This window comes from Psychrobacillus insolitus (assembly GCF_003254155.1).
Taxonomy (GTDB): Bacteria; Bacillota; Bacilli; order Bacillales_A; family Planococcaceae; genus Psychrobacillus; species Psychrobacillus insolitus.
Genome location: NZ_QKZI01000001.1, coordinates 355,134 through 379,617 on the forward strand (window position 1 = coordinate 355,134; position 24,484 = coordinate 379,617).

At 36.2% G+C, this 24,484-nt stretch carries 26 protein-coding genes; 21 read left to right on the forward strand and 5 right to left on the reverse strand.

Features of this window, described 5'->3' with window-relative positions; genetic code table 11:
* Positions 1-76 precede the first annotated feature (76 nt).
* Positions 77-1,351: an ATP-binding protein gene (locus C7437_RS01745; protein ID WP_111437927.1), complete on the reverse strand. Its 1,275-nt coding sequence runs from the start codon at positions 1,349-1,351 to the stop codon at positions 77-79.
* A gap of 181 nt (positions 1,352-1,532) precedes the next feature.
* Positions 1,533-1,907, reverse strand: a complete 375-nt coding sequence (locus C7437_RS01750; protein ID WP_425450550.1) for a rhodanese-like domain-containing protein — start codon at positions 1,905-1,907, stop codon at positions 1,533-1,535.
* 109 nt (positions 1,908-2,016) lie between these two features.
* Between C7437_RS01750 and C7437_RS01755 the strand changes: the two genes are divergently transcribed.
* The 5 genes from C7437_RS01755 (at position 2,017) to efp (ending at position 7,854) form a co-directional block, all read left to right on the forward strand.
* Positions 2,017-2,853 (forward strand): lipoate--protein ligase family protein, encoded by an 837-nt coding sequence (locus C7437_RS01755; RefSeq protein WP_111437929.1) that lies wholly within the window; start codon positions 2,017-2,019, stop codon positions 2,851-2,853.
* Between the two features lie 176 nt (positions 2,854-3,029).
* The gene (locus C7437_RS01760) at positions 3,030-5,594 is read left to right on the forward strand and encodes a vitamin B12-dependent ribonucleotide reductase (RefSeq protein WP_111437930.1); all 2,565 of its coding nucleotides are present in this window, start codon (positions 3,030-3,032) and stop codon (positions 5,592-5,594) included.
* Between the two features lie 121 nt (positions 5,595-5,715).
* Positions 5,716-6,144 (forward strand): hypothetical protein, encoded by a 429-nt coding sequence (locus C7437_RS01765; protein ID WP_111437931.1) that lies wholly within the window; start codon positions 5,716-5,718, stop codon positions 6,142-6,144.
* Positions 6,145-6,216: 72 nt separating this feature from the next.
* A complete protein-coding gene (locus tag C7437_RS01770) occupies positions 6,217-7,281 on the forward strand; it encodes a M24 family metallopeptidase (protein ID WP_146249608.1) in 1,065 nt (354 codons plus the stop codon).
* Positions 7,282-7,296: 15 nt separating this feature from the next.
* On the forward strand, positions 7,297-7,854 hold the full coding sequence (gene efp, locus C7437_RS01775; RefSeq protein WP_111437933.1) for an elongation factor P: 558 nt from the start codon (positions 7,297-7,299) through the stop codon (positions 7,852-7,854).
* Between the two features lie 799 nt (positions 7,855-8,653).
* On the opposite strand, the gene C7437_RS17300 is transcribed toward efp, so the two are convergent.
* The 3 genes from C7437_RS17300 to C7437_RS01785 form a co-directional block, all read right to left on the reverse strand.
* Entirely contained in the window at positions 8,654-8,776 is a 123-nt protein-coding gene (locus C7437_RS17300) for a hypothetical protein (protein ID WP_281269916.1), read from the reverse strand.
* Between the two features lie 258 nt (positions 8,777-9,034).
* Entirely contained in the window at positions 9,035-10,177 is a 1,143-nt protein-coding gene (gene nspC, locus C7437_RS01780) for a carboxynorspermidine decarboxylase (RefSeq protein WP_111437934.1), read from the reverse strand.
* A gap of 10 nt (positions 10,178-10,187) precedes the next feature.
* Positions 10,188-11,387 carry a saccharopine dehydrogenase family protein gene (locus C7437_RS01785; RefSeq protein ID WP_111437935.1) on the reverse strand — a complete coding sequence of 400 codons (1,200 nt, stop codon included), beginning with the start codon at positions 11,385-11,387 and terminating at the stop codon, positions 10,188-10,190.
* A 441-nt stretch (positions 11,388-11,828) separates the two neighbouring features.
* On the opposite strand from C7437_RS01785, the gene proB reads away from it, so the two are divergent.
* From proB to C7437_RS01860, 16 genes are all read left to right on the forward strand, one after another.
* Positions 11,829-12,914, forward strand: coding sequence for a glutamate 5-kinase (proB, locus tag C7437_RS01790; protein ID WP_111437936.1), 1,086 nt, complete (start codon positions 11,829-11,831; stop codon positions 12,912-12,914).
* 14 nt (positions 12,915-12,928) lie between these two features.
* The gene (locus C7437_RS01795) at positions 12,929-14,176 is read left to right on the forward strand and encodes a glutamate-5-semialdehyde dehydrogenase (protein ID WP_111437937.1); all 1,248 of its coding nucleotides are present in this window, start codon (positions 12,929-12,931) and stop codon (positions 14,174-14,176) included.
* Positions 14,177-15,094: 918 nt separating this feature from the next.
* Entirely contained in the window at positions 15,095-15,304 is a 210-nt protein-coding gene (locus C7437_RS01800) for a SpoIIIAC/SpoIIIAD family protein (RefSeq protein ID WP_111437938.1), read from the forward strand.
* Between the two features lie 3 nt (positions 15,305-15,307).
* Positions 15,308-15,691: a hypothetical protein gene (locus C7437_RS01805; protein WP_111437939.1), complete on the forward strand. Its 384-nt coding sequence runs from the start codon at positions 15,308-15,310 to the stop codon at positions 15,689-15,691.
* A gap of 14 nt (positions 15,692-15,705) precedes the next feature.
* A complete protein-coding gene (locus C7437_RS01810; RefSeq protein ID WP_111437940.1) occupies positions 15,706-16,617 on the forward strand; it encodes a stage III sporulation protein AE in 912 nt (303 codons plus the stop codon).
* A 210-nt stretch (positions 16,618-16,827) separates the two neighbouring features.
* Positions 16,828-17,250, forward strand: a complete 423-nt coding sequence (locus tag C7437_RS01815; protein ID WP_111437941.1) for a hypothetical protein — start codon at positions 16,828-16,830, stop codon at positions 17,248-17,250.
* 5 nt (positions 17,251-17,255) lie between these two features.
* On the forward strand, positions 17,256-17,789 hold the full coding sequence (locus C7437_RS01820) for a SpoIIIAH-like family protein (protein ID WP_111437942.1): 534 nt from the start codon (positions 17,256-17,258) through the stop codon (positions 17,787-17,789).
* Positions 17,790-18,080: 291 nt separating this feature from the next.
* Complete coding sequence (gene accB, locus C7437_RS01825; protein ID WP_111437943.1) at positions 18,081-18,581, forward strand: acetyl-CoA carboxylase biotin carboxyl carrier protein; 501 nt, start codon at positions 18,081-18,083, stop codon at positions 18,579-18,581.
* A 22-nt stretch (positions 18,582-18,603) separates the two neighbouring features.
* Positions 18,604-19,956, forward strand: coding sequence for an acetyl-CoA carboxylase biotin carboxylase subunit (accC, locus tag C7437_RS01830; protein ID WP_111438958.1), 1,353 nt, complete (start codon positions 18,604-18,606; stop codon positions 19,954-19,956).
* Between the two features lie 16 nt (positions 19,957-19,972).
* Positions 19,973-20,368 carry an Asp23/Gls24 family envelope stress response protein gene (locus tag C7437_RS01835; protein ID WP_111437944.1) on the forward strand — a complete coding sequence of 132 codons (396 nt, stop codon included), beginning with the start codon at positions 19,973-19,975 and terminating at the stop codon, positions 20,366-20,368.
* Entirely contained in the window at positions 20,365-20,493 is a 129-nt protein-coding gene (locus C7437_RS17305) for a hypothetical protein (RefSeq protein WP_281269917.1), read from the forward strand. The genes C7437_RS01835 and C7437_RS17305 overlap by 4 nt, the downstream gene beginning before the upstream one ends.
* 204 nt (positions 20,494-20,697) lie before the next feature.
* Positions 20,698-21,075 (forward strand): transcription antitermination factor NusB, encoded by a 378-nt coding sequence (nusB, locus tag C7437_RS01840; RefSeq protein ID WP_111437945.1) that lies wholly within the window; start codon positions 20,698-20,700, stop codon positions 21,073-21,075.
* Positions 21,076-21,102: 27 nt separating this feature from the next.
* A complete protein-coding gene (gene folD / locus C7437_RS01845; RefSeq protein WP_111437946.1) occupies positions 21,103-21,957 on the forward strand; it encodes a bifunctional methylenetetrahydrofolate dehydrogenase/methenyltetrahydrofolate cyclohydrolase FolD in 855 nt (284 codons plus the stop codon).
* 66 nt (positions 21,958-22,023) lie between these two features.
* Positions 22,024-23,388, forward strand: a complete 1,365-nt coding sequence (xseA, locus tag C7437_RS01850) for an exodeoxyribonuclease VII large subunit (RefSeq protein WP_111437947.1) — start codon at positions 22,024-22,026, stop codon at positions 23,386-23,388.
* A complete protein-coding gene (xseB, locus tag C7437_RS01855; RefSeq protein ID WP_111437948.1) occupies positions 23,381-23,602 on the forward strand; it encodes an exodeoxyribonuclease VII small subunit in 222 nt (73 codons plus the stop codon). The genes xseA and xseB overlap by 8 nt, the downstream gene beginning before the upstream one ends.
* Positions 23,595-24,476 (forward strand): polyprenyl synthetase family protein, encoded by an 882-nt coding sequence (locus C7437_RS01860; RefSeq protein WP_111437949.1) that lies wholly within the window; start codon positions 23,595-23,597, stop codon positions 24,474-24,476. The genes xseB and C7437_RS01860 overlap by 8 nt, the downstream gene beginning before the upstream one ends.
* Positions 24,477-24,484: the final 8 nt, after the last annotated feature.

Here is a 24,484-nt window from a genome sequence, read left to right on the forward strand (position 1 = left end):
AATTATCGTACAATGAAATCTATTGGAAGTCAAAAGCTAATTTTTATAATGTGGACTAAAGGAGTATTCTCCGTTTTTAACCATTAAAGCCAATAGAATTTTCGTCTTTTTCCCATTCGTTCTTAATAGAGCGTTTATTTTGTTTGATCAGCTCGTCTATCCGTTTTTCATAAGCTAGTTCTCCATCATAATGCCAGTTTAGCGCAACGGACATGTATAACTCATTCAACTGAGACATGGAAAGGCCTTTTGAGCGTTTTGCCATATCGTTGAACTGTCCGTCTGAGAAAATATGTTTGATATCTAACTTGCGTATATAGTCTTCTCGAACTTTTTGTGTAGGGGAAGGAATTTCATATGCACGATCGAACCGCCCAGCGCGATTTATAAGCGCTGGATCGATTTTCTCAGGGTAGTTTGTTGTTCCGATGATAAATAATCCTTCTCTTGATTGGGCACCGTCTAACGTGTTTAAAAAGACGGAACGAGTGAACTCAGGCATGGAGTCGATATCCTCAATGACGAGAATGGCAGGCGCAAGTCTCGTGACAATTCCAAAAACCTCTTGAACAGAATGACTTCCAGTGAATTCTGTAATTTGCCAGTAAATAACGGGTGCTTTTGTAGAGCCAGTAATCGATTTTACTAGTGTCGTTTTTCCATTACCTGGTGAGCCATATAACAAGATTCCACGTTTATAGGGAAGGCCATAATCTTTGAAAAAGTGACCATCTTCTTTAAAAAATTCATCGATAGAACGAAAGATATCTTGTTTAATTCCCTCTGATAATAAAACGTCCTCGCGATTCACGGTTGCTTGTTCTCCGTAATTTCTACGTTGTACTCCATTTTCGGTGTCTACCAGATACGTAATCGATTGCATTAATAATTGTCGTAACTTCTCATTCACTTCATTCAAAAAGTGTAGCGTAGATTCACTAGAAGTAGAAAATAAATGATATTCTGGCCAACTATGACTAGTAGAAAAGTTGAAAGCAAGTGTCATAGCAACATCATGTTGTGTAAAATAGATTAACTTATTTTCAAACGTTTCTACAATCTCTAATTTACTTTCAAATGTCATTTGTGATTTACTTATAATTTTACCTTGAGGTTTTGTTTCAAAAATGAATGCTAATGATTCATAGGCTATTAAATTCTTTTCCATCATTTCTAACAGATTGGCATCCAGTTGCATAATGGATTCACCAATATCAATATGTTTCCAATCACCTGGCTTGTGATCACTCAGCTTTTGAATAATCCGTTTCGAAACTAATGCAAAGTCTTCATAGTTAGGGAGTGAGTGTCTATAATCTTCCATGTGAGAAAATAATATTTGATCCGTCATCTAATACCTCCAGTAATAATGTTGTTCTTTAAACAAGTATAGCAAATAAGAAAAGTGGAAGCGCCCATTCCTGCCCCGACAGGCAAGGCGCTGAAGCTAGACAGCTATTAGACAGAAATTTTATATACTTTCTTATCTGTTAAAAAAGGTTCTTCTACCTGAGTAGAAGAACCTTTATGTATTATTTAGATTTAATTTTACCTGTCCATCCGCGGAAACCGCCTTGTAACTGGTTCAATTGAGTATATTCTTTTTTCTTTAAGAACATTGCTGCACGGGCACTTCTAGCACCACTTTGGCAATAAAGATATACTGGTTTGTCTGGACGAATTTCATTGAAACGTTGTCGAAGTTGTGACGAAGGTATATTTCTTGCTCCAAGAATATGTCCAGCATCAAATTCTTTTGGTTCTCTTACATCAATAAGCTGAGCTTTTCGGTATCCTTCGATGAATTGCTCTTGTGTAAGATTTGTTACAGCTTTCTTTAAACGGAATGCTTGGATACCAGCATAAGCGAGTAGTCCAACTAGTACTGCGAGTACAACATATAAAATAGTTAACACGGTCTTGCCCCTTTCTATCTTTCTTACCCATTATAAAAGAAGTGCTAGATACAATTCAATCTATTTGGTAAAATGAATAGCATTGTGAGGTGGAAAGTTGATGGAAAAGACTAAATGGTATTATGTAAACTCAGGTCCTTGTACTCCGTCTTTTAATATGGCGCTCGATGAGGCATTATTAGATTGGCATAGTGAAGGCCTAATTCCACCAGTTGTGAGATTCTATGAATGGAATCCAGCTACTTTGTCGATTGGCTATTTTCAATCAGTGGAAAAAGAAATTGATATGGAAGCAGTGAAAAGACTTGGTTTAGGGTTTGTACGCAGACCGACCGGTGGAAGAGGCGTCCTCCATGAGCATGAACTTACATATAGTGTGATTGTATCTGAGGCTTATCCAAATATGCCAGCAACGGTGACAGAAGCGTATCGAGTAATTAGTGAAGGACTTTTATTAGGATTTCAACAACTTGGCTTAGATGCTTATTTTTCGATTCCAGATACAGGTGAAAAAAGGCAAGAATTAAAAAAACCAAAATCTGGCGTTTGTTTTGATTCACCAAGTTGGTATGAACTAGTAGTGGAAGGAAAAAAAGTTGCCGGTAGTGCGCAAACACGACAAAAAGGTGTTATTCTACAACATGGTGCAATTTTATTGGACATCGATGAAGACAAACTAATTCAAACATTTAAATTTGCTTCTGAAGCACTCCGAGATAGAGTGAAAGCGAGCTTGTCGAAGAAAGCTGTCGCAATAAATAGAATAAGTCAAAATCCTGTGACAATCGACGAATGTAAGGTAGCATTTAAAAAAGGATTTGAAGATGCCCTACAAATTGAGTTAGTAGAATTCACACTAACAAAAGAACAAGAAAAATATGTGCAAGAGCTTGAAAAGAAACGTTATGCGAATGACGAGTGGAATTATAAAAAATAATATTTTTTTAGTAGTACTTTAGACTATTGACTACTGATATTAGTGGCGTTGAATGAAATTGGATGATTTGCATTAAAACACAACATATAGTATCATAAATGAAAGTTAATGCACCATATGTGGTATGTTTATCATATGTGATGCATTTTATTATGAATTAAAAGGGAGGCAATATGATGGTATTAGCATCTCAAACAGCAAATGCAACCATTAACATTGAACAGTTAAACAAGGATATAGAAGGATTTCCGCAAGTACATCCAATTACAGAAGATATGACATTAACGCACAAAGGTGTTTCCCGATTAGTAATGATCGACCGTTATTCTTTTAAGGATACGGAGAAGAAAACACTTAAAGCGGGAGATTTTGTCGTTCTTACGGTAAAAGCGGATCCTAAATTTCCGGCGCGCGGATTAGGACACATTGTGTCAGTTGATCATGCGACAAAAACTGCAGAAGTGTTAATCGAAGAAGATTATCGAAGTGCGATTGATGATAATGACGAGTTAGGTTCTGGAATTGTTAAACGTTCACTAAATGTGATTGAGAAACCACTAGAAGTGTACTATGAACAAATTGCAAAACGTAATGCAACTGGGCTTTCTTCAGTAGAGAAAACGGAAGAAAAACGTGCAGAATGGTTCCAAAAGTTCTATGACCAACTTGTTTCGTTGAAATTTATTCCTGCTGGACGAGTATTATACGGAGCGGGGACGGGGACAGACGTTACGTATTTCAATTGTTACGTAATGCCATTTGTTGCCGATTCTCGTGAAGGTATTAGTGATCATCGTAAGCAAGTAATGGAAATTATGAGCCGCGGTGGTGGAGTTGGCACAAACGGTTCAACACTTCGTCCACGTAACACATTAGCACGTGGAGTAAACGGCAAATCTTCTGGTTCTGTATCATGGCTAGATGATATTGCAAAACTGACTCATCTTGTCGAACAAGGTGGATCAAGACGTGGAGCACAAATGATCATGCTAGCAGATTGGCATCCGGATATTGCGGAATTCATTATTTCTAAAATGCAAAATCCACGTATTTTACGATTCTTAATCGAAAATACAGAAGATGAAACAATCAAGCAATTAGCAAAAGATAAACTGAATTTTAAACCGTTAACTGCACAGGAAGATGCAATGTATCAAGGGATTATGAATTACAAAGCAATTCCAGGCTTAGGTGGCTTTAGCGATGAAATTATTCATGATGCAGAAACAAAACTTCGTGATGGTGGAACATATTCTGTTCACAACATGGAGTTCCTAACCGGCGCTAATATTTCTATTACACTGACAGACGATTTCATGAAAGCTGTGGAAGAAGATGCAGACTTTGAACTTCGATTCCCAGCAGTTGAATCATACACACCAGAGCAAATGGCTCATTATAATAAGCACTGGCATGAAATTGGAGACGTTCGTGAGTGGGAGAAAATGGGCTATGCTGTAAGAACATATCGCACAGTTAGAGCAAAAGAGCTTTGGAATTTGGTTAATATTTGTGCGACATATTCTGCAGAACCAGGAATTTTCTTTATTGATAATGCAAATGACAAAACAAATGCAACCGCGTATGGACAAAAAGTTGTAGCAACAAATCCTTGTGGCGAACAACCACTTGCACCATATTCTGTATGTAATTTAGCAGCTGTGAATTTAGCGCAATTTGCGAATAAAGAAACAAAAACAGTTAACTTTGAAGCATTAAAAGAAACGGTAAGCGTTGGAGTGCGCATGCAAGATAACGTAATCGATGCAACACCGTATTTCTTAGAAGAAAATAAAGTACAAGCATTAGGAGAAAGACGCGTAGGACTTGGCGTTATGGGACTAGCAGACCTTCTTATTTATTGTGAAAAAGAGTATGGATCTGAAGAAGGAAATGTCCTTGTAGACGAAGTATTTAAAACAATCGCAACTGCTGCATATGAAACTTCTGCAGAGCTAGCGAAAGAACGTGGAAGCTTCCCATTCTTAACTGCTGATACGGAAGAAGAAACAAACCGTCTACGCAAAGCATTTACAGAAACAGGATTTATGCAAACAATGCCTGAAGACATTAAAAACGCTATTTTAGAAAATGGTATTCGTAATTCGCATCTATTAACGGTTGCTCCAACGGGTTCTACTGGAACAATGGTTGGTGTTGCTACAGGTTTAGAACCATATTATTCATTCACTTACTACAGAAGTGGACGTTTAGGTAAATTCATCAAAGTAAAAGCGGATATTGTACAAGAATATTTAGATGTAAATGTAGAGGCGGAAGAAGAAAATCTTCCAAATTGGTTTGTTGCTGCGATGGAATTAGCACCTGAAGCACATGCAGATGTACAATGTATTATTCAACGCTGGATTGATAGCTCTATTTCAAAAACTGTAAATGCACCTCGTGGATATACAGTAGAGCAAGTGCAAGGTGTATATGAGCGTCTATATCACGGAGGCGCGAAAGGCGGAACTGTTTATGTGGATGGAAGCCGAGATTCGCAGGTTTTAACTCTTAAAGCAGAAGAAAATACAATGGATGATCACAGAAACGATGAAATCGTAACTGAAAAACGTCCAATCGTATTAATTGATACAATTCAAGATTTACGTTCTACCAATGTAACAATTGGTTCAGAAGTAGGGGATACATGCCCAGTATGCCGACAAGGAACAGTAGAAGAAATGGGCGGCTGTAATACATGTACTAACTGTAATGCACAACTAAAATGTGGATTATAAAATAAATAGAACAACGCACACGCTGAGTGAAGTATATTCAGCAGTGTGCTTTTTTTATTTTTGAAATTTGTTTAATAAGGAAGCAGGTTTCACAAACTGATGGCAAAGGAGTGAAATCATAATGAAAGTAAAAGGTCTTTCTATTATTACAGGATTTGTTGCCGCGTTACTATTTACCATCACATTGAGGTTTTTTAAACTATTCGATTTTATCAAGTGGGATCCAATAGGATATTCAGATAAGTTAAATATTTTAACTTCAACCAAAGGGATTGTGAAGTGGATTCTTTTATTTTTATTTATTTGGATTATTTGTATCATTCTTTATTATTTTAGCTTTATTTTCATGAAAATGCCCGTAGCTATTAGTAGTCTAATGGTTGGGATTATACTTGCGATAGCAGTAGAGTGGTTAATTATGAATGATAATACCCTTATTCAACTGCTAAAAATAGTTTCAATTCCATTCATCTGTATTGTCACGATTTCTTTACGTTTTGTGATGGAGGCTGCCATTTTTCACATACAAGATCATCCACTGAGTAAATGAAAATTTACTCAGTGTAGTTTCGTATGATAAAATAAAGAAGAGATATAACTTAGAATTTGAGATGAGGTTAATATGATGAAACTGGAAAGGCTTCGTGAAGCGTTAGAAGAAACCGGTATAGACGCAATACTGATCACAAATGAATTCAGTAGACGCTATATGACTGGTTTTACAGGTACTGCTGGTGTTGCAATAGTTTCTAAGAAGGATGCCGTATTCATCACGGATTTCCGTTATACAGAGCAAGCAGCAAGCCAAGTGAAAGATTTTCGCATCGTACAACACACAGCGACATTAATGGAAGAAGTAGCAAACCAAGTAATGAGTATGGAGATTAAATCACTAGGATTTGAAAAAGATCATGTGACATACGCTTCTTATGAATTATACAAGCATGTCTTGCAAGCTGATTTAGTACCTGTTTCAGGTTTGGTAGAAAAAATTCGCTTGAAAAAGACAGAAGAAGAGATTACTATAATAAAGGCAGCTTGTCGTATTGCGGATGAAGCTTTTGAGCATATTGTGACATACATAAAACCAGGAATGACAGAGCTTGATGTGTCTAATGAACTTGAATTTTTCATGCGTAAACTGGGTGCATCATCCTCTTCTTTTGATACAATCGTAGCATCTGGAGTTAGATCGGCACTTCCACATGGCGTAGCGACTGATAAAGTGATTGAAATAGGAGACTTCGTGACCCTAGACTTCGGTGCAGTTTACAATGGATATATTTCGGATACTACTCGTACTTTAGCGGTTGGAGAACCAAGCGAAAAACTGAAAGAAATGTATCAAGTTGTTTTAGATGCTCAGCTTCTTGCTTTAGAAAAAGTAAAACCAGGTATGACAGGTAAAGAAGCAGATGCAATTGCACGTGACTACATCGCTTCTAAAGGATACGGAGAAGCTTTTGGGCACTCATTAGGTCATGGAATTGGACTTGAAGTGCACGAGGGACCTGGGCTATCATCTCGGTCAGAAATCGTATTAGAACCAGGAATGATCATTACGATCGAACCAGGCATTTACTTGCCAAATATCGGTGGCGTTCGTATAGAAGATGATGCTCTTGTAACGGAAAATGGTCTCGAAAAGCTAACGCATTCAACAAAAGAATTATTAATTTTAACTTAATTTGGAGGAAAAAGAATGATTTCAGTAAATGATTTTAAAACAGGTTTAACAATAGTGGTTGATGGCGGACTTTATCGCGTAATTGATTTCCAACATGTAAAACCAGGTAAAGGTGCAGCATTCGTACGTTCAAAGTTAAGAAATTTACGTAGTGGTTCTGTGAATGAAAAAACATTCCGTGCCGGTGAAAAAGTAGAAAAAGCTCAAATCGATAACCTTAAAATGCAATATCTTTATGCAAATGGAGATCAACATGCATTCATGGATACAGAATCTTATGAGCAAATCGAATTAGACGAAAATCAAATCGAACACGAATTAAAATTCTTACGCGAAAATATGGAAATTCATATCATTCAATACCAAGGTGAAATCCTTGGTATTGAATTACCAAAGTCAGTAATTTTAGAAGTAGTGGAAACAGAGCCTGGTATTAAAGGTGATACTTCAGGTGGCGGATCTAAAACTGCAAAATTGGATACTGGTATAATCGTAACAGTTCCATTATTCATCAACGTTGGCGATAAACTAATCATTAACACTGATGAAGGTTCATACGTTTCAAGAGCATAAGAAGACAAAAGGCCATGCATTTGCATGGCTTTTTAGATGTTTTAGGTAGAACTGACGGGAAAATAATATCAAAAAGAGAGAGGAGCTACGTGATGCAGTCACGTAGCTCCTCTCTCTATCATTTTTCCTGTTAACATACGTTTTGTCCAAAGCGAATTGGCAATATCCATTTAGAAAAAAAGATGCTTACATTTTTTTAAAAAGGTAAGAAAGCGTTCCTCAAACGAACCTATCAAAAAAATAGTGCCAAACCTTAAAATGCCCAAAATTGACATACGACATATTTAAAAATAAGTACAAAAACAGGAGAAAAGTCTGGTTTGGCACTTATTTTCGGATAAGTCGTATAGCCATTTTGCTATATTTTATAAATCATGATTAATAAATTCACTCGAAATATTAAACGTGTAGAAAAGGATCTCGACTTTTATTACTCAAAGCATCTGTCTTTTTACCATCTATGTTTTTGTGGAGCGATGGACAAACAATCGTAATATCTATTAAATAAAAAAATCAGCAAAGTGAATATAGGAAACATAAGTTCAAATAGATATAGAAAAAAAGACTGCCGTAAAAAATCAGTTTTACTGACTTTCTGGACAGTCCCGTGATAAATAAAACAATTATAGCCGACTAAAATTCTTCCCCAACGTTATTTGGCAAAGAACCAAACAATCGAGGAGCTAGGTGACTGCGTAACCTAGCTCCTCGATTGTTTTCTCGTTTATTCAATTACCATAAATTTGGTCCAACGCGAACTGGCAATGTCCATGTAGAAAAATATGCGCTTTCGCATTTCTTAGACAAATTGCGAAAGTATAGCTTGATTATTAAAACTTTTAAGTGCTTGTACAGCTTCATCCTTGTTATCATATTCAAAAATTCGAAACGTATTTTGTTCAAATACTGTAATTACCCACATAATAGTAGTTCCTCCAATTCCAACCTATTTTTTGTTAATTATTTACTATAAAATGATTGTACATCATCTATTGGCAAATTAATAGGGGTTTGTGAAAAAATTAACATACTGTTTATATAATTTAGAAACATTCGATTATTCAATAATATCTTAACGGTATTGAAATATTTGTAATACTCTTAATAACATATCTAATCAATTGCACAATTTGATAAAAAAACCGTCTTCCTATAAAAAAAGGAAGACGGCTACTTGATATTAAGATAAACGATTACTATAATCTTCGAATCCAAATTGGCGAATAACTTTTATGCCTTCTTCATCGTTATAAGAAACGATTGAAGGCAGATTTACACCGTTGAACATATGATTTTTTACCATTGAGTAGTGGGCCATATCCGTGAAGACAAGTTTATCTCCAGCTTTTAATGGTTCATTGAATGAATAATCACCGATTACATCTCCTGAAAGGCATGTTAGCCCCCCAAGTCTATAAGTGTAAGCAAATTCATTTGGTTGACCTGCATCGATAATGATAGGGCGGTAAGGCATTTCTAAAACGTCTGGCATATGACATGTAGCAGATGTATCTAAAATGGCAAGTTCCATTCCGTTTTTCTGTATATCCAAGACAGTTGCAACTAAATATCCTGTATTTAATGCTACTGCTTCTCCAGGTTCTAGATAAACCTTCACGTCGTATTTATCTTGTATATAATTAATGATATTTACTAATTTTTCCACGTCATAATCGGGTCTTGTAATATGATGACCACCGCCAAAGTTCAGCCATTTCATCTTATGAAGCGAATCGCCGAATTTTTCTTCTACTACTTTAATCGTACGCTCTAGCGTATCAGAATTTTGTTCACACATTGTATGGAAGTGTAAACCATCGATACCATCTAAATCATCCGGTCTAAAGTTTTCTATAGTAACGCCAAATCTTGAAAAAGGTGCACATGGATTGTAAAGGGCTGTTTCAATTTCTGAGTACTCCGGATTGATACGGAGACCACATTCAATTTTTTTACCTTTTACACTTTGTACTTTTTCTTTGTATTGATTCCATTGGCCATATGAGTTAAACACAATGTGATCCACATACGAAAGTAGCTCGTCCATTTCGTGCTCTACATATGCAGGTGCATATACATGTACTTCTTTTCCCATTTTTTCAAATCCAAGTCTAGCCTCGAAAAGGGAACTAGAAGTAACCCCTTTTAAGTATTGACCTACCAATGGAAATGTAGAATGCATGGAAAAACCTTTAAGGGCAAGTAAAATACTGCAACCTGTGCGATCTTGAACAGATTTTAATAGCTCTAAATTTTTTGTTAATAAACGCTCATCTACTACATAAGAAGGGGATGGAACTGCACTGAAATCAATTTTTTTCATCTATTATCCCTCAATCTAGCAATGTCGGGGAAAAACTTTCTTTCCACGGCAAACCAAATTCATTTAAAGCTTCCATAAATGGATCTGGATCAAACTCTTCTACATTATAAACACCTGGTTTTTGCCAAGTCCCATTCATTACTAACATTGCACCAATCATTGCTGGAACACCTGTTGTGTAAGAGATAGCTTGTGAACCAACTTCTTTGAAGCAAGCTTCATGGTCTGACACATTGTATACATAATATGTTTTAGGTTGTCCATCTTTCACGCCTTGAATCACACAACCGATATTTGTTTTCCCTTTTGTTCTTTCACCCAAAGAAGCTGGATCTGGAAGAATGGCTGTTAGGAATTGTAGAGGAACAATTTCTTTGCCTTCATACATAATTGGTTCAATTGAAGTCATCCCAACATTTTCAAGCACTTTTAAATGTGTTAAATACTTTTCAGAGAAAGTCATCCAAAAACGAATTTGTTTCACACCTTTGATATTTTTTGAAAGCGATTCTAATTCTTCATGATACATCAAGTAAATATCTTTTGGTCCAATTTCAGGAAGATCATATACTTGTTTTTCTGAAAGTGGAGCAGTTTCTACCCATTCACCATCTTTGAAATAGCGACCATTTGCAGTGATTTCACGAATATTAATCTCTGGATTGAAATTTGTAGCGAAATGATAGCCATGGTCTCCCGCATTTGCATCTACAATATCGATGTAATGAATTTCATCAAAATGATGTTTTTGCGCATAAGCTGTAAAAACTCCAGTTACTCCTGGATCAAAACCGCTTCCAAGAAGTGCTGTTAAACCAGCTTTTTCGAATTTTTCTTTGTAAGCCCATTGCCATTTATATTCAAATTTAGCTGTATCAAGTGGTTCATAGTTTGCAGTATCAATATAGTGCACACCTGTAGCTAAACATGCATCCATTATCGTTAAATCTTGATAAGGAAGCGCGACATTGATCACGACATCCGGCCCGAAGCTATTGATAAGCTCTATTAACTCATCTGTATTATCTGCATCAACCTGTGCGGTATGAATAATCGTCTTCCCGCCATCTAGTTTGTTTTTTAGAGCGTCACATTTTGAAACAGTTCTACTTGCGATACAAATTTCCTCAAAAACGTCTGAATTTTGAACACATTTGTGAACCACAACGCTGGCAACTCCACCAGCTCCAATAATTAATGCTTTACCCAATTACTAACGACCCCCATATATTTTTTTATAAAGCCAAGCTGATTATACAGAATAACTAATACACAATCAATTAATATTTCGACAAAAAGTGAGTAATTTTTCAATGAAATAATAGTTATAACATTTATAATTGTTTATTAATGCAAGTAATTATGGTATAGTGTTTTCAAATATATATATTTAGCGAAGAGAAGACTAGTATGTGGAACTATTCTGTACAAGAGAGCGATGTCCCCGGCTGTAAGGCATGCAAGCAGTGTATCCACAGAACCTACTTCTTAGCCCCTATGCAAACATAGGCGCAGACTCTAGCGTTATGAGATCAAGTGGAATGTATTTACTTACATTCAATTTAGGTGGTACCACGGAATGTAACTCTTTTCGTCCTTTTTATTTAAGGGCGTGAAGGGTTTTTTTATTTGGAGAAAAAGGGGAATGAACATGGAAAAACAACGTGTAGTAGTGAAAATTGGAAGTAGTTCATTAACTAATAAGAAAGGAGAAATCGATGAAGAAAAGTTTGGTGACCATATTCAAGCAGTTGCGAAACTGAAAACAGCAGGGCACGAGGTGATCGTCGTGTCATCTGGAGCGGTCGCAGCAGGTTTTCGAAAGTTAGGCTATTCTTCAAGACCAGTCACTTTAAAAGGAAAGCAAGCTGCAGCGGCTGTTGGTCAAAGTTTATTAATCCAATCCTATACAGAAAAACTTCGTGTTTTCGATATAACAACGGCTCAAATCTTGCTCACTAGAACAGACTTTTCGATTAAAGATCGGTATAAAAATGCTAATGCAACCTTTTCCGAATTATTGGAACGTTCGATTATACCGATTATTAATGAAAATGATACAGTATCTGTTGATGAGTTGACATTTGGGGATAATGATATGCTCTCTGCACTAGTTAGTGGCCTTGTACACGCAGATCAATTAATCATTTTGACCGATATTAACGGTTTATATGATTCCAATCCGCATAAGAATCCTCATGCCAAAAGATTTGATCATCTTAAGGATATTGGGGATGAACTATTTCAATATACAACAGACCTTGGATCTAAAGTTGGAACCGGCGGAATGGAATCGAAACTAATTGCAGCAAGAACTGCTCTACAGTTTGGGGTAAAAGTATTTATTGGGACTGGTGAAGGTGCAGATAAATTGGTTCGTATACTTGAAGGCCATGGTGATGGGACATATGTTGAGAAGGAAATTCTTCCAGTTGTAAATACGAGCAGACAATGGATCTCTTTATCCTCAGTAGCGGGCAAACTATTTGTAGATGATGGAGCAGAACATGCACTTCTCTCAAACGGGAGTAGCCTGTTACCTGCTGGCATTCATGATATGGAAGGCGATTTTAAAATAGGGGATGTCGTAGAAGTTTACGGCTCAAAGGGACTATTAGGTAGAGGAGAAGTCCTTTATTCGAAAGAAGAGTTAGAAATAGCAAAAGGTAAGCGAACGGACCAGATAAGTTTTCCTGCTATTGCGGTAATTCACCGCGACAAATGGGTCAAAGCATAAAGGAGGAATCACTAATGAGTGAAGTGTTAACGAAAGGTAAATTAGCAAAAGCTGCGAGTTTCCACATGATTGGAAAGACGACTGCAGAAAAAAATGATGCACTAGAAAAAATTGCTAGTCAACTTATACGTGATAAAGTAGAATTGATCAAAGAAAATGCAAAAGATTTGGAACTTGGAAAGCAAAAAGGACTATCAACATCAATATTGGACCGAATCCTATTAGATGAAAACCGGATAGAAGCAATGGCGGATGCGATTCGCTTGTTAATTGAATTGAAGGATCCAATCGGAGAACAACTAGAATTAATTGAAAAAGACAATGGCTTACGAATTGAAAAAAAACGTGTACCTATTGGTGTAATTGGCATGATATATGAAGCAAGACCTAATGTGACCATAGATGCTGCTACTCTTTCGATCAAAACAGGGAATGCAGTGATCCTTCGAGGTAGTTCATCTGCAAAATGGTCTAACATTGCTCTAGTATCATCGATTCAGAAAGCACTTGCACTGACAACATTACCAATTGAATCAGTTCAATTAATAGAAGATACTAGTCATGAAACTGCAAATGAACTATTCCATTTAAATCAATATTTAGATGTACTTATTCCACGTGGTGGTAAAGGGCTCATTGATAAAGTTGTACAAGAGTCAACAGTTCCAGTTTTAGAAACAGGAGCAGGAAATTGCCATGTATTTGTGGACGCATCTGCTGATTATGACATGGCGGAACGCATCATATTAAACGGGAAAACGCAACGTCCATCTGTGTGTAATGCGACAGAAAGCTTGTTGTTACAAAAGGACTGGTTTTCAACATATGGAGAGCAGTTATTAATAGCACTTCAACAAAAGGGAATCGACATCATTGGTGACCAAAATGTCTGCGCCGTAAACTCAAATGCTAAACTAGCGACAGCAGATGACTGGGCAGAAGAATATTTGGCACTGACACTTAGTGTGAAACTAGTGGAAGATGTAATAGAAGCGGTTGAGCATATTAACACATATGGAACGAATCATTCAGAAGTAATTGTGACGGAAAATAAAGAACATGCTGCAATTTTCTTGCAAGGAGTCGATGCAGCAGCTGTTTATCATAATGCTTCCACTCGGTTTACAGATGGATTTGAATTTGGCTACGGAGCAGAAATTGGTATTAGCACACAAAAATTGCACGCACGTGGCCCAATGGGATTACAAGCATTAACTTCTACGAAATATACGATTACTGGAGAAGGTCAAATAAGAGAATAGCACTGACTTGTAGAAGATAGGTTCTTTGTCAAATGACGTTGGTGAAGAATTTTAGTCGGCTATAATTTATTTATTTATTTGTCAGGGGACTGTCCAGAAAGTCAGTAAAACTGATTTTTTGAAAAAATAAGAAAGTATAAGGATTTCCTCGATACGGAACAAAGTAGGTGCGATTTTTTCTAGATTGCTCTGGACAGTTTTGTTGGTTTACACTTTAACTTAAAAGAAAAACAATGGCTTAAGAAAGTGACTGCGTCACTTTCTTAAGCCATTTCTCTTTTTAGTAATTATGTAACCAATAACTGTCCGCCGCTCTCTAAGAATAACCATAATTATTGTGTCGAAGCTTTTGTTAAGAAAAGAGGAGTCGCAAGTCTTTCTAAAGAGGGCGCGGAAGATGATATTTCGGCTTTCATGTCCCCCTCTTACTTGGAGGTATGCTTCTTCCTTTTTAGAGACACTTCCAAACAGAGTCTTATTTTCTTCTAGTAACTTATGTAGAAAAGGTTATCTTCCTTCAAAATAAGCAAGAATTATTGTGTAGAAAAGTGGATGGCGCCTGAAATTTTATCTTCAGGCGCATTTTACTAAGTAGAAAAGGATCTCTTCTTTTATTACCCAAAGCATTTGCCCTTTTCCCTTCAATGTTTTAGGTGAGTGACGGACAACCAATCGTAATAGGATGACCGAAGACAGAGATGAGCTACGTGACGCAGTCACGTAGCTCATCTCTGTCTTTCTCGTTTATTCTATGACCATAAGTTTTGTCCAAAGCTAACTGTTAAAGTCGATATAAAAAATGGCACTTTAGCGGTTTTCTTCACCATAGGCATATATTGTACAACCTAAATGCTGTGCATCTTTTTCATATTCTTCTAATAACTATCATACGTTAAGTAAATGGAAGGGGGAGGCATTGTGGAATTTCACGATGTACTTCGAGTTGCTGGAATTGGGTTATTAATCGCGATACTTCACTTGTTCTTTGAGTCAACAGGGAAAAAAGAGTTCGCCTTTTTTCTGTTTTTTGTAGGATATATTTATATGGCTATTGAATTATTGCGTTTGCTCCGCCTATTCTTTTTCGAGATTTCTTCATTTCTCGAATGGCTCATAATGACGAGTTAACATATGATTGTATATTTAATAATTATTCTAGCCTTTATCCTACTTCAGTTTATGAAAGAATCATATCCTCGTTTACATTCAGTAATATATACAATTTATATTTTTTTATTTTTGTACTATATAATAGTCTCCATTTTAATCCCGTATTTTCAAGAAGTTATTACTATTGTTCCTACGCCACTTTTGCCAGTTGTAAAGCTGCTATTGTTTTCAGTCATTCTATTATTTGTCTCTCAAATAGTAGAAGAACTTCTTTTGGAATACGAGTATACAAGCCTAGCAAGCATGATGTCTTTTACTACAAAAGCAATCATTATTCTTGTATGGGTAAATCATATGAAACAATTTTATGAAAAGTTCTTTTCAATCATGGGATTATTTACTTGAAGGAATGAAACAGGATGGAAGAAATAATACCAACTTTACTACAACCAGTAAAAGAAGTTGTTCAGGCTTTCACATATATCTGTCTATTTGGGTTTATTTTCATATGTATAGAGTGGTTAATCCCGTCAAGTAAAAAGTTACTAAAGTTACTATTTATTTATCTTATTTGCTTTTATTGTCTAGAGCCAGCTTATCGAACCCTGGAATTGATCCAGTCAATTGCTGCGGAGTTAACAACGCTTTTTATAGGAATGTATCCTTTATTAACAGCGGGACTGGCTATGTCTGGAGGCGCATTGCTCGTTACAGCATGGAATCCAGGAGTCATCTTATTCTCATCATTTACCGCAGTATTAGCGGAAAAAATCCTGATTCCATCTATAACTGCAGCATTTCTTTTTGACTTAATCAGCCGCATTCATCCCAAAACATCTTTTACGAAATTAGCAGACCTAATTCGAGTAGCTTTAGTAGGAACAACTTCAATTATATTAGTTTTATATAGTTTTTTCTTAACAGTAGGTGGCTTAATCACATGGACCGTAAACGGTGCCGTGAATGAATCATTTAAAAGGCTAATTCAAAATAACATCCCATTTGTCGGATCATTATTGACAGAAAGTATTAGTACATTGAAAAGCTATTCTTCTTCAGCTTCAACTATAACTGGTAATGCAATTCTTATTTCTGTTTTAGTGATTGTGTCAGTTCCTACTATTCAGACGATATTAATCGCATTTTTATACCGCTTTCTAGGTGCTATTTTGCAACCGTTTATGGATGCAGACATTAGTGGATTATTAGATGATATTGGTAAAACTTTGTTTGTTCTTTCCATCGTATCTGTATTAATTGCATTTGCACTTTTCTTCACAATTATTTTGACGATGCTTTTTGCAAAACTATTGGTCGGCATGAAAGGATGAAGTAGGTTTTACAATCTATTTTATTTGGTATTCTTCTAATCGTTGTTATTGGAGAACTAATCTCGATTCTATTTGAACATACAGATAAAAGTGAGAATGAATTCATTGTGAAGATGGCAATAATTTTTTGGATTGTGTCCAACCTCTTCATATAATTCCTCTTCACTGCATAAAGTGTTATATCCATTATGAAAAGAAGGGTGAACTTCTATGGCACCTAAACAAATCCCAACTTTTCGTTTTGTTGTTATAGGCGGAGCTGTTCTTTTTATAAGTTTACTTCTTTCAGGGTGGTTTAGTGTTGGAAGTAGTGGCAATACGGACTCCGTCGAGGAAGTGACTCAATCACCAGGTGAACTTTCAGAAGTGCTTGAGAAAATAAGTGGAGTAGGTCGTGTTGCCGTATATTTTCATTATCAAAATGGCACGGAAGAAACAGCTGAGAGCGAGGTATCATTTTTCCAATGGACAAGTGACAGCAAACGGGACAAGGAAGCAGTGATTGGTATTTTAGTAGTAGCGGAGGGAGCGAGTGACAAACGCATTCAACACAAATTAGTAACAACACTTTCATCTGTTTTACAAATATCACCACATCGAATTGTAGTTGAAGAAATGGAATTGGAGGAGTGAAGGAAATGAATATTAAAAAGAGATCAGTATGGTTTTTAACTTTAATCAGCTTAGTGGCAGTAATTACGGTGTTTTATGTGTCGGATCAACCATCACCATTTGATGGGATTGCCTTATTTTCTAATGAAACTTTAGAAGATGTTGATATAGTAGAAACATCTTCTACTAATGAAGAATCTTTTGCTTCTAATAGTAATGCTTTTGAAGAAATGAGAATGGAAGTGCAAAATGAGCGTAGTCAACTTCGTGAACAGCTGACTACTAAAGCAGCTACAAATGATTTTACAGCGGAAGAAAAGAATGAAGCGTACTCCCAACTAGAAAATTTAACGAAAATTGACTCTGCGGAAGCAATGCTAGAATTAATTATTAAATCATTAGGATATGAGGATACGCTTGTGCGTATTGATGATAAAAAAATACAAATCAATGTTGTATCAAATGAACTTTCTAATCAAAAAGCAAGCGAAATTGTTTATGCAGTGAAACAAGAATGGCCTGCAGCACAAACCGTGCAAGTTGATTTCACGGGGCAATAACTAATTTTGATATAAGAAAAGCGGAAGCGCCTATTACTGACGCGATAGGCAACGTTCTTCTGCGACGAGCTTCGCGCAGGAGCTAGAAATTACTTTGTAGAAAAGCTATACAATTTATTATTCTTAAATAAAAATACTATGTTGTATAACAGTTACCCTCAAAAAGTGCCTTTATGGCACTTTTTTTGTGTTTTTTTTGAATATTTTACGAATATCTATTTCAAATTGTAAGAAAAAAGGCTAAGATAGAAAATGTACTAGTAATTTTTTAAATAAAAGGAGATATTCGAAATGAAAATTCAAGAAATAAGAGAAATAATTAAGCTAATTGACCAATCAACATTAACGGAGTTTTCGTATGAATCGGAAGGCACGAAAATTAAGTTGAAAAAGTATGAATCTTCATCAATTTTCACAAATGGCCAACAACTAGATTCTTCTTCTGTTGTAGAACAACCAAAAGTTGCAGAAGTTAAAGCAGCACTAGCTCCAGTAGTACAACAACAGAAAGAAGTAGTTACTGAAACAGTGGAAGTAGCTGAAGAAAGTAAATTACATAAGATTAAATCGCCAATGGTTGGTACTTTCTATCAATCATCATCGCCAAGTGAGGCAGCTTATGTTCAAGTTGGAAGTAAAGTAACAGGGGAATCTATTGTTTGTATCGTAGAAGCAATGAAATTATTTAATGAAATCGAAGCAGAAATCGATGGAGAAATCGTTGAAATCCTAGTTAAAGACGGACAACTTGTTGAGTATGGTCAACCTCTTTTCCTAGTAAGAGAAAACTAAGAAAGGGGCGAACATGATGAAAATGATGAAAAAGGTATTAATTGCTAACCGAGGCGAAATTGCTGTTCGTATTATTCGTGCTTGTAAGGAATTAGATATTGAAACAGTTGCAGTATATTCGGAAGCGGATTCTGAAGCTCTTCATGTGCAACTTGCAGATGAAGCTTATTGTATCGGTCCTAGATTATCGAAAGATTCTTATTTAAATTTTTCTAATATTATTACGGTTGCCAAAAAAACTGGCTGTGATGGAATTCATCCTGGTTACGGATTTTTAGCAGAAAATGCTAACTTTGCAGAGCTTTGTGAAGAATGCGATATTATCTTTATCGGCCCAACATCAGATGCGATTAAGAGCATGGGGATCAAAGACGTTGCAAAAGTAACGATGCAAAAAGCTGGTGTTCCAACGGTTCCAGGTTCGAAAGGAATTATTGAAACGGAAGAAGAAGCATTAAGTGTAGCGAGAGAAATTGGTTTCCCTGTTATTATTAAAGCTACTGCAGGTGGTGGTGGTAAAGGGATTCGTGTTGCAAAAGACGAAGAAGATTTAATCAATGGTATTAAAATTACACAAAAAGAAGCAGCTGCAGCATTTGGTAATCCAGGTGTTTACTTAGAAAAATTCATTGAAACTTTCCGTCATGTAGAAATTCAAGTATTAGCAGATGCACACGGTAATGCTGTTCATCTTGGCGAACGTGATTGCTCGATTCAACGTCGTATGCAAAAATTAGTAGAAGAAGCTCCATCACCAGCATTATCTGAAGAATTACGTGCTGAAATGGGTGAGGCTGCTGTTAAGGCTGCTCTTGCTGTAGGTTATAGAAGTGCCGGTACAGTTGAATTTATTTTTGATCATATTAATCAGAAATTTTACTTCATGGAGATGAATACGCGTATTCAAGTAGAGCATCCAGTTACGGAAATGATTACTGGTGTTGACTTGATTAAGCAAATGTTGTTAGTAGCTTCAGGAGAAAAATTGCCTTTTGAGCAAAAAGATATTGTTTTTAAAGGATGGGCAATAGAATGCCGTATTAATGCAGAAAATCCTTCGAAGAATTTCATGCCTTCTCCAGGTAAAGTTAATTTTTACTTACCTCCAGGTGGGTTAGGTGTACGTGTTGACTCTGCAGTATATCCAGGTTACAGCATTCCACCATTTTATGATTCAATGGTGGCGAAGCTTATTACCTATGGGGAAACTCGTGAAGAAGCGATCGCTAAGATGAAACGTGCACTTGGTGAATTTGCCATCCAAGGTGTAGAAACAACGATTGGCTTCCATGAAAAGTTAATGAACCATGAAGTATTTATTTCTGGAGACTTTGATACGAAGTTTTTAGAAAAGTACGATCTTATGAATTCATAAATAAGGACTGATGTAAATGGCTGAAACAAACGAACAAGCATTTGTTCAAATGACACCTAAAGGTAAAGAAGATCTTGGGACAATTGAAATTGCTCCTGATGTAATTACTGTAATTGCTGGAATAGCTACAAGTGAAGTTGAAGGAATCGCAGGAATGCGTGGAAACTTTGCGGCTGGTGTAGTTGAAAAACTTGGGAAAAAGGTACATGGCAAGGGCATCAAGACAGAAATGACAACTGATGGATTATTTATCGACGTATACTGCCTTGTAAAATATGGAGCTTCTGTTCCTATTGTAGCTCGTGAAGTACAATCTCAAATTCGTCAAGCAATTGAAAATATGACGAGTTTGGTACCAAAAGAGGTAAATATTCACATTACTGGTGTTCAGTTCGATACAACAGGAGAATGAACAAAAAAGAGTCATCCACGGATGGCTCTTTTTCTCATTTATTCGAATACAATAAGTTTGGTGCTAACCGATTCGGTAACGTCCATTTAGAAAAAGAGCAATTGAACTTTTCTACCATAGATTAAATATAATAAGAAAATTAAGACATTATATTAATCTTGTAATAGTCACTAAGTCTCTTTATAATAAAAAGGATATGTTATAGTAAAAAGCAAATTATGTGCGTGAACGAAAAGTTATAAAATGAGCGGTTTCTGAAATATTATGAAATCACATGAAAATTGGTTATACTATTGTTTAGATAGTTACATTTAAAGGAGAAACAAATAATGAAAAGAAGACAAGCTAGGGAACTTGCCCTACAAGCACTTTTTCAAGTAGATAATAACGAAATTTCTGTAGAGGAAGCAATTGGCCACGTAACGGAAGAGCAAGATGAATTTCTTACTCAACTAGTAAAGGGAACAATTGAACATAAAGAAGAAATCGATGCTTCTTTAGTCGCTAGATTAGAAAATTGGTCGCTAGAAAGACTACCTAAAATTGAGCGTACAGTTCTTCGAATTGCTGTTTACGAATTATTATATACAGAAGACATACCAGCAAAAGTCGTGATTAATGAAGCACTTGAAGTGTGTAAAGTATATGGCGATGAAAAATCAAGCCGTTTTGTAAATGGCGTATTATCCAAATATACGGAAGAATAAAGTAGCAGATATAAAGGAGCGGTCACATTGACAACAAATAGAATAGATGGCAAGGAAGTAGCTGCACAAGTTACTGAAAATGTTAAAAAAAGAGTAGAAGTCTTGAAAGAAAAAGGTCTCACTCCTGGATTAGCAGTCGTTTTAGTAGGGAATAATTCTGCATCACAAACGTATGTAAACAATAAAACAAAGACATGCGAAAGATTAGGTATGTATTCTGTTATGGTTACTTTGGATGAAAATGTGTCAGAGGAAGAATTGCTACAAAACGTAGCAGCCCTAAACAATGATGAAAAAATTCATGGTATTTTAGTGCAGTTACCATTGCCAAAACATATTAATGAAGACCGCGTTATTTCTGCTATTTCACCACTTAAAGATGTTGATGGTTTCCATCCTGAAAACGTTGGGAAAATGATGATTGGTCAACAAACATTCATTCCTTGTACGCCATTTGGTGTGATGAAAATGCTTGAATATAGCGATATCGATGTAGCAGGAAAGCATGCTGTAATTATCGGTAGAAGTAACATTGTAGGAAAACCAATGGGCCAATTGTTATTACAAAAAGATGCTACGGTTACATATTGCCATTCTAAAACAAAAGATCTTCGTGCCATGACAAAACAAGCCGATATTTTAGTAGTTGCGCTAGGTCGTGCAAAAATGATTGATGCTAGTTACATAAAAGATGGTGCAGTTGTGATCGATGTGGGTATTAATCGCGATGAAAACAACAAACTATGTGGAGATGTCGATTTTGAATCTGCCAAAGAAGTTGCTTCTAAAATAACACCGGTACCAGGTGGAGTTGGCCCGATGACAATTGCGATGCTAATGGAAAATACTTGCTTAGCAGCGGAAAATACATTAAAGAATTAATAAGTTAAAGGCTGTTTTTCTACAGAAGAACAGCTTTTACCTTGTACTAGTACTGGAGTGTTTCTGATGTCTACACACACATACTTAACTGTAAAAGCACTTACTAAATACATAAAACGAAAATTCGATGCAGATACTCATTTACGTGATGTTTATGTAAAAGGGGAACTTTCGAATGTAAAAGTTCATACCAGTGGGCATATTTACTTTACATTAAAAGACGATGCTGCAAGGCTTACGTCTGTAATGTTTGCCATGAATGCAAGATCATTGAAGTTCAGACCTGAAAATGGGATGAATGTACTTGTGCGTGGTGATATCAATGTATTTGAAGCTGCTGGCCAATACCAATTGTACGCTTCCACTATTCAACCGGATGGTATTGGGGAGCTTTTTTTAGCATACGAACAATTAAAAAAGAAGCTAGAGCAAGAAGGGTTATTCCATCCTGGCCGAAAAAAACAAATTCCATTATTCCCTAAAAAAATTGGTGTGATCACGTCTAAAACAGGTGCAGCTATACGAGATATTTTAACCACTTTGGAAAGAAGATATCCAATTAGTGAAGTACTCGTTTTTTCTAGTATTGTACAGGGACCACAAGCGGCCCCTTCTATCGTGAAATCTATCGAACAGGCGAATTCAATGGAAGACATTGATGTATTAATCGTAGGACGTGGTGGTGGGTCGATCGAAGACTTGTGGGCGTTCAACGAAGAACAAGTTGCTAGGGCTATTGCAAATAGCAGAATTCCGATAATAAGTGCAGTAGGTCATGAAACCGATACGACAATTGCAGACTTTGTTTCAGATCTTCGTGCACCAACACCAACTGCTGCAGCAGAAATGGCGGTTCCCAGTAAAGAAAACTTACTAAAAAACATTTTAGCTTATCAATCAGCTTGTTTAAACTTAGTTTCTAAACGACTAAACGATGAGAAAAATCGTTTTAACCGAGCAATACATTCGCCCGTACTTGCAACTCCAGAAAAACTATATCGTCCTTTTATAGAACGATATGTGCGAGTAGAGCAACAGCTTCAACGAGAAACAAATCGACTTGTTCGTGATAAAGAAAGAATCTATACACAAGTTCAGAGTAGATTCATGCAACAATCACCACTGAAACTGATCGAGACACATCAAAAGTCTGTACAAACTTTGACGAATCAGTTGAACCAAGTAACCATCTCATCTTTTGAAAAAAATAGACAGAAATTTTTAGGCTCTATTCGAACTCTAGAAGCTTTAAATCCATTGAAAATAATGGATCGAGGCTATAGTATTACATACCATGAAGGTAAACTAGTTAAAACAGTAGCTGATGTCGAAGTCGGTGATCATATTTTTGTAACACTTCAAGATGGAAGAGTAGAGGCGATTGTACAAAATACAGAAGTTAGTATGAGAGGAGACCAATCTAATGGCTAAAAAAGAAGTTGTATTTGATGAAGCAATGTTGCAATTAGAAAATATTGTTCGTCAACTAGAACAAGGCGATGTACCACTAGAAAATGCTATTGAACTCTATCAAAAAGGAATGGAGCTCTCTAAACTATGCAGTGAAAAGCTACAAAGCGCAGAAAAACAACTCGTTTCATTTATAGGGGAAAATACAGAAGAGGCTGGTCAGTCGAATGAGTAATTTACAAACTTTTATCCAAGAAAATCAACTTGTCATAGAGCAAAAATTAGCAGAATTGATCAATGAATTGACAGTACCAACTGAATTAAAGGATGCAATGGCATACTCTCTTTTAGCTGGTGGTAAAAGAATTCGACCACTATATGTATTAGCAGTCTTAGAAGAGTTACAAGTGAAGAATGAAGATGCGGTTATCGTAGCATGTACAATTGAAATGATTCACTCCTATTCGTTAATACATGATGATCTTCCTGCAATGGACGATGATGATCTTCGTCGTGGGAAACCAACTAATCACATTGTGTTTGGAGAAGCACTGGCAATTTTAGCAGGAGATGGACTTGTAACACTTGCATTTGGCATTATTGCACGGCTTACAAATCTATCGGCTGAACAAAAACTTAACTTAGTTGATAAGTTAAGTTTTTCTGCTGGAGCAGAGGGTATGGTAGGTGGACAAGTTTTAGATATGCTTGGAGAGGGTAAATCCTTAACGATGACTGAACTAGAACAAGTGCATGTAAACAAAACAGGTGCTTTGCTTTCATTCAGTATTTTAGCTGGTGGAATTATTGCAAATGCTTCAGAAGAAATGATGAATGCACTACGAACATATGCATTCCACATTGGACTAGCATTTCAAATTCAAGATGATATCTTAGATATTGAAGGAACATCGGAACAGCTAGGAAAAACTGCTGGTAAAGATGTTTTAAGTGAAAAAAATACATATCCTTCTATTTTAACGTTAGAAGGTGCGAAAAAGCATCTTCATATGCAATATGACCTCGCGATTGAAGCCTTAGAATCAGTAAATTTACACAAAGGTCTTCTATTAGAATTTGCTAATTACATTACCAAAAGAACTAACTAATAGCGAAT